Source organism: Kitasatospora sp. NPDC091257, from assembly GCF_044757675.1.
Lineage (GTDB): Bacteria > Actinomycetota > Actinomycetes > Streptomycetales > Streptomycetaceae > Kitasatospora > Kitasatospora lactacystinica.
In genome coordinates, this window is record NZ_JBIVVI010000725.1 from 1 (window position 1) to 4,711 (window position 4,711).

4 protein-coding genes are annotated in these 4,711 nt (G+C 76.8%); 3 read left to right on the plus strand and 1 reads right to left on the minus strand.

What is annotated here, in order from left to right:
• The 3 genes from ACIQOV_RS28220 to ACIQOV_RS28230 all read left to right on the plus strand — a co-directional run.
• The coding region (locus ACIQOV_RS28220; RefSeq protein WP_401053222.1) for a hypothetical protein at window positions 1-2,467 on the plus strand (2,467 nt) is incomplete at its 5' end.
• A gap of 47 nt (window positions 2,468-2,514) precedes the next feature.
• Window positions 2,515-3,414, plus strand: coding sequence for an ABC transporter ATP-binding protein (locus tag ACIQOV_RS28225; RefSeq protein ID WP_401053225.1), 900 nt, complete (start codon window positions 2,515-2,517; stop codon window positions 3,412-3,414).
• Between the two features lie 127 nt (window positions 3,415-3,541).
• Window positions 3,542-4,354, plus strand: a complete 813-nt coding sequence (locus ACIQOV_RS28230) for a maleylpyruvate isomerase family mycothiol-dependent enzyme (protein ID WP_359915127.1) — start codon at window positions 3,542-3,544, stop codon at window positions 4,352-4,354.
• On the opposite strand, the gene ACIQOV_RS28235 is transcribed toward ACIQOV_RS28230, so the two are convergent.
• The gene (locus ACIQOV_RS28235; protein ID WP_359915130.1) at window positions 4,341-4,643 is read right to left on the minus strand and encodes a hypothetical protein; all 303 of its coding nucleotides are present in this window, start codon (window positions 4,641-4,643) and stop codon (window positions 4,341-4,343) included. The genes ACIQOV_RS28230 and ACIQOV_RS28235 overlap by 14 nt on opposite strands.
• Window positions 4,644-4,711: the final 68 nt, after the last annotated feature.

Genomic DNA, 4,711 nt, shown 5'->3' on the forward strand with positions numbered 1-4,711 from the left:
GGCCAGCTCGTGCTCGGTGGGAATCCGCGAGCCCACCGGCCACGCCCAGCCCGACGACGCCCACGGCCCGGTCGAGTACGTCCAGGGCCGCGCACCCCGGCAACCCGCACCCGACCCGACGGCCCCGCCCGGACAGCCGCCCGCGGTCGAGGTCGCGGTCTCCGAAACCACCAGGGACCGCCTCGGCCTGACGACGGGTCAGCGATTCGGCCTGACCGGTACCGGCTGGTCCACCCCGGTGCTCCTGGTCGGCGTCTTCCGTACCGACCACGGCGCCGACCGCCTCTGGCAGCAGTTCCCGATGCTCGTCGCCCCCTGGACCGTCCCGGCCGAGACCGGCCAGCAACTGGTCGGCCAACTCCTCACCAGCGCCGAAGGGATCGAACAGGTCGCGGGCCGCGGCACCGTACCGCTCGAACTGGCCTGGGACCTGCCCGTGGCCACCGACCGGTCCGGGCCCGCCGCCACCGCCACGGGGACCGCCGAACTGCGCGCCGCCCTCGCCGGACTGCGCGCCGCCGACACCGCCCAGCGCTGCGGGGACGAAACCGGCGGCCTCTGCACACTCGCCGGCCAGATCGTGCCCAAGATCGCCGTCACCGACCGGCTCACGCCCGAACTGGACGCCTACGCCGCCCAACGCGGACGCGCCCAACAGCTCCAGGGCTTCGCGCTCGTCGGACTGCTCGCCGTGGTCGTGGCCACCGCCGTCGCCACCGCACGGCTCGGCGCCCGCCGCCGGGCCGGCGCCTTCGCCCTCCAGCTCTCCCGGGGCGCCGGGACCGCCGGGATCGCCGGCCGCCTGCTGGCCGAGGCCGCGGTCGCGGTCGGCGCCGGCGCCGCCGCGGGCTGGGCGATCGCCCGCGCCACCACGCCCCAGGGCACCGCCCTGGGATCCGCCCTGCCGGCGGCCGCCGCCGCCCTGCTGGTCTGGTGCGCACCGGCCGCCACCCTGCTCACCAGCGCCCCGCGCACCCGGCCCCCGGCACGCTCGCGCCGCCTCGTCCTGGAAGCCCTGGCCCTGCTGCTCGCCGCGGGCGCCCTGACCGCGCTGCGCACCCGCGGCGCCCTCGCCGGCTCCGGCCTCGACCTCCCGCTCGCCCTGACCCCGGTCCTGCTGGCCCTGGTCGCGGCGCTCGTCCTGCTCCGCCTGCTGCCCCCGCTGCTGCGCCGGGCCGCCCACTGGGCGCGCCGCTCGCGCGGCCCGGTCCCGCTGGTGGCACTCGCCCAGGCCGGCCGGCACACCGGCACGGCCGCACTCGCCCTGCTGGTCCTGACGCTGGCCATGGGCTACGGCGTCTTCGGCGCCGGGATCTCGCGCACCGTCACCGACAGCCGCGCCCAGAGCGCCGACTGGCGCACCGGCGGAGCACCGCTCGCCCTGGTCGGACCGCGCGACCGACTGCCCGAGGACCTCTCCCACGTCCCCACCGTCGGCCACCAGGTGACCGTCACCGGCGCGAGCGGCGAACTCACCTCGCAGGACGACGGCACCACCTTCCCCGGCGCCCAGCTCGTCGGACTGGACGCCGCCGCCCTGTCCGCCGCCCGCCCCTCCTCCCCGCTCGCCCGCGCCCTGCTGGCCGCCGACGGGGCCGACGCACCGGTGCGGCAGACCGGCGAGAACCCCACCGAACCGCTGCTCACCGCCCTGGCCGACCCCGCCCTGGCCGCCCGCTTCCCCGACGGCACCTTCGAACTGTCCGCCCTGGGCACCAGCCGCGTCCTGGTCCACGTGATCGGCGCCCTGCCCGAGGACGCCCTGCGCGACCCGGTCCTCGGACCGGTCCTCGGCAACGGGCCGCGCCCCGGCGCCCTGCTGCTGTTCACCGGCCCCTCCGCACAACGCCTGCCCGCACAGCCCGGCCACCCCTCCGCACTCCTGCTCCACCCGGCCGCCGGCGCCCCGCCACTGGACCGGGCCGCCGTACGCACCGCGGCCACCCCGCAGCTCGCCCCCACCGGCAGGACCGGCCCGCGGGTCGAACTGCTCGACCACGCCGCGGAGTTCGAAGCCCTGCGCACCGACGGACTGGTCCGCTCGGTCCAGCTCGCCTTCCAGGTCACCACCGCACTCGCCCTGCTGCTCGCCCTCGGCGCCTTCGTCCTGGACCTCCTCCTCAGCGCCACCGAACGCGCCCGCGTCACCTCCTACCTGCGCACCCTGGGGCTCACCGGCCGCTCGGTACTCGCCCTGCAACTGCTGCACCCGCTGCCGCTGCTGCTCACCGCCGCGTCCGGCGGCACCGCCCTGGGCCTGCTGCTGCCCGGGGCACTCGGCCCCGGCCTGCGGCTGCAAGCGCTCACCGGAGCGCCCTTCGAACCCGCCGCACACACCGACTGGACCACCACCACGGCGCTCGGCCTCGCCCTGACCGTGCTGGTGACGGCGGCCGGCGCCCTGGAGACCGCGATCGCCCGCCGCCGCGCCCTGGGCGCCGTCCTACGACTGGGGGAGGCCCTGTGACCACCCGTGAGAACGCACGACCCGCCACCACCGGGACCGACCGGCCCATGGTCCACTGCGAGAGCCTCGTACGGATCTACCGCACCGGCACCACCGCCCGCGGCGGCGTCGAGGTCCAGGCCCTGCAAGGACTCGACCTGACCGTGCGCGAGGGCGAACTGACCGCCCTGGTCGGGGCCTCCGGCTCCGGCAAATCCACCCTGCTCGGCATCCTCGCCGGCCTGGACACCCCCAGCGCCGGCACCGCCACCGTCGACGGCACCGACCTGGGCGCGCTCAAGCGGCGCGAACGCACCGCCTACCGCCGCCGCACCGTCGGAACGATCCAGCAGCAGACCGCCGCCAACCTGCTGCCCTACCTGACCGCCCGCGAGAACGTCCAACTGCCCATGGGCTACGCCGGCGTACCGCGCCGCCGCCGCGCCGCCCGGGCCACCGAACTGCTCGACCTGATGGGCATCGCCCAGGCGGCCGACCGCACCCCCGCCGCGCTCTCCGGCGGCGAACAGCAGCGGGTCGCCATCGCCGTCGCCCTCGCCAACGAACCCCGCCTGCTGCTCGCCGACGAACCCACCGGCGAACTGGACACCGCCACCTCGCAGGAGATCTTCACCGCCCTGCGCACCGCCAACAGCGAACTGGGCACCACCGTCCTGATCGTCACCCACGACGCCCTGGTGGCCGACCAGGTCCGCCGCACGGTACGGATCCGCGACGGGCGCACCTCCACCGAAGTGCTGCGGGGCCCTGCGGCCGCCGACGGCGACGGCGCACCCGTCGAGTACACGGTGCTGGACCGGGTCGGCCGGCTCCAACTGCCGCGCGACTTCACGGAATCCCTCGGCCTGGCGCACCGCGTGCGACTGGTCCTCGAACACGACCACATCACCGTGTGGCCCGACCGCGACCGCCCGCCGGGCGCCGGACCCGCCGCGGACGGCGGCTGACGTCCGCCCGCCGCCCGCCCGCCGTCCAACCCGCGGTCCGCCCGCCCGCCGGCCGACAGGAACACCCGTTCCCCCGGCCCTGTCAGGGAGCTGGACAGCGGTGCGGGAGTCGACCAGTCTCACCACCATGACGTTCCCCCAACACTCTCCCTCCGCCACACGCACAGCGCTCCTCCAGGCCGTCACCGCGGTCGGCGACGAAGCCGTCCCCCTGCTCGCCGACTGCCGCGGCGACATCCGCATCCCCGGCGCCGAGTGGACGGTCGCCGAGGCCGCCGCCCACCTCGCGATGGCCAACGAACTGATGGCCGCCCTCGCCGCCGGGGAGGAACGCCCGTACGGGGACGGCACCCCGGGCGCGCTGGCCGCGGCCAACGAGGTCTCGCTGGCCGCGCGACCCGAACGCGACCCGGCCGTACTCGCCGAGGAAATCGCCCGCCAGGCAGGGGAGTTCGCGGCGGCGGCCGGCCCGCGCACCGGCACCGAGCCGATGCTGACCCCGCTCGGCCCGATGGACCTGGACACCCTCGGCGCCTACCTGCTGACCCACATGCTGGCCCACCTCTACGACGTCGCCGTCGCGCTCGGCCGGCCCCACCCGATCGACCGGCAACGCGTCGGGCTGACCATGCCGTTCCTGCGAACGGCCATGCCCCTGGTGGCGGACGCCCGCACCGCGGCCGGCCACAGCGCCTGCTACCGGCTGCGGCTGCGCGGTGCGGGCGGATTCGCGGTCACCTTCACCGACGGCGCCGTCGCGGTCAGCCAGGAGCCGCCCCGCCGCCCCGACTGCACGATCCTCGTCGAGCCGGTGGCGTTCTTCCTCCTCGCCCTGGGCCGCTGCTCCACCGCCGGCGCCATCGCCCGCGGCAAGGTGCTCGCCTGGGGCCGCCGGCCCTGGCTGGCCCCGTCCTTCCCCGGACTGTTCACAGCCCCCTGAACCCGCGCGCCGGCCCGGCACCGGCGGCCACCGCGCCCCCCTCGGCCTCGCGGCACGCCCCGCAGGCGTTCCACTGGGGCCCGCCGGGCGCGGGGGAGCGGCGAGGGGCCAGGGTCATGTCGGAGGTGCTCAGGCCGCACAGCGTCAGGGGGCCGCAGGCGCCGGAGGCCTCCGCGGGGGCGCAGTGCGCCAGACGCACCGGGTTCCCGGGGTCCGCCGGCCCGCGGTCGGGGCCGAGGATCCGCACATTGGTCGGCGTATCGGGTTCGAGCACGATGACGGTGTCCATCTCCACAACCTCGCCGCCCGACCCGTCCGCTGCACCCGCACCGTGGCATCCGGCCCAGCCACCCCCAC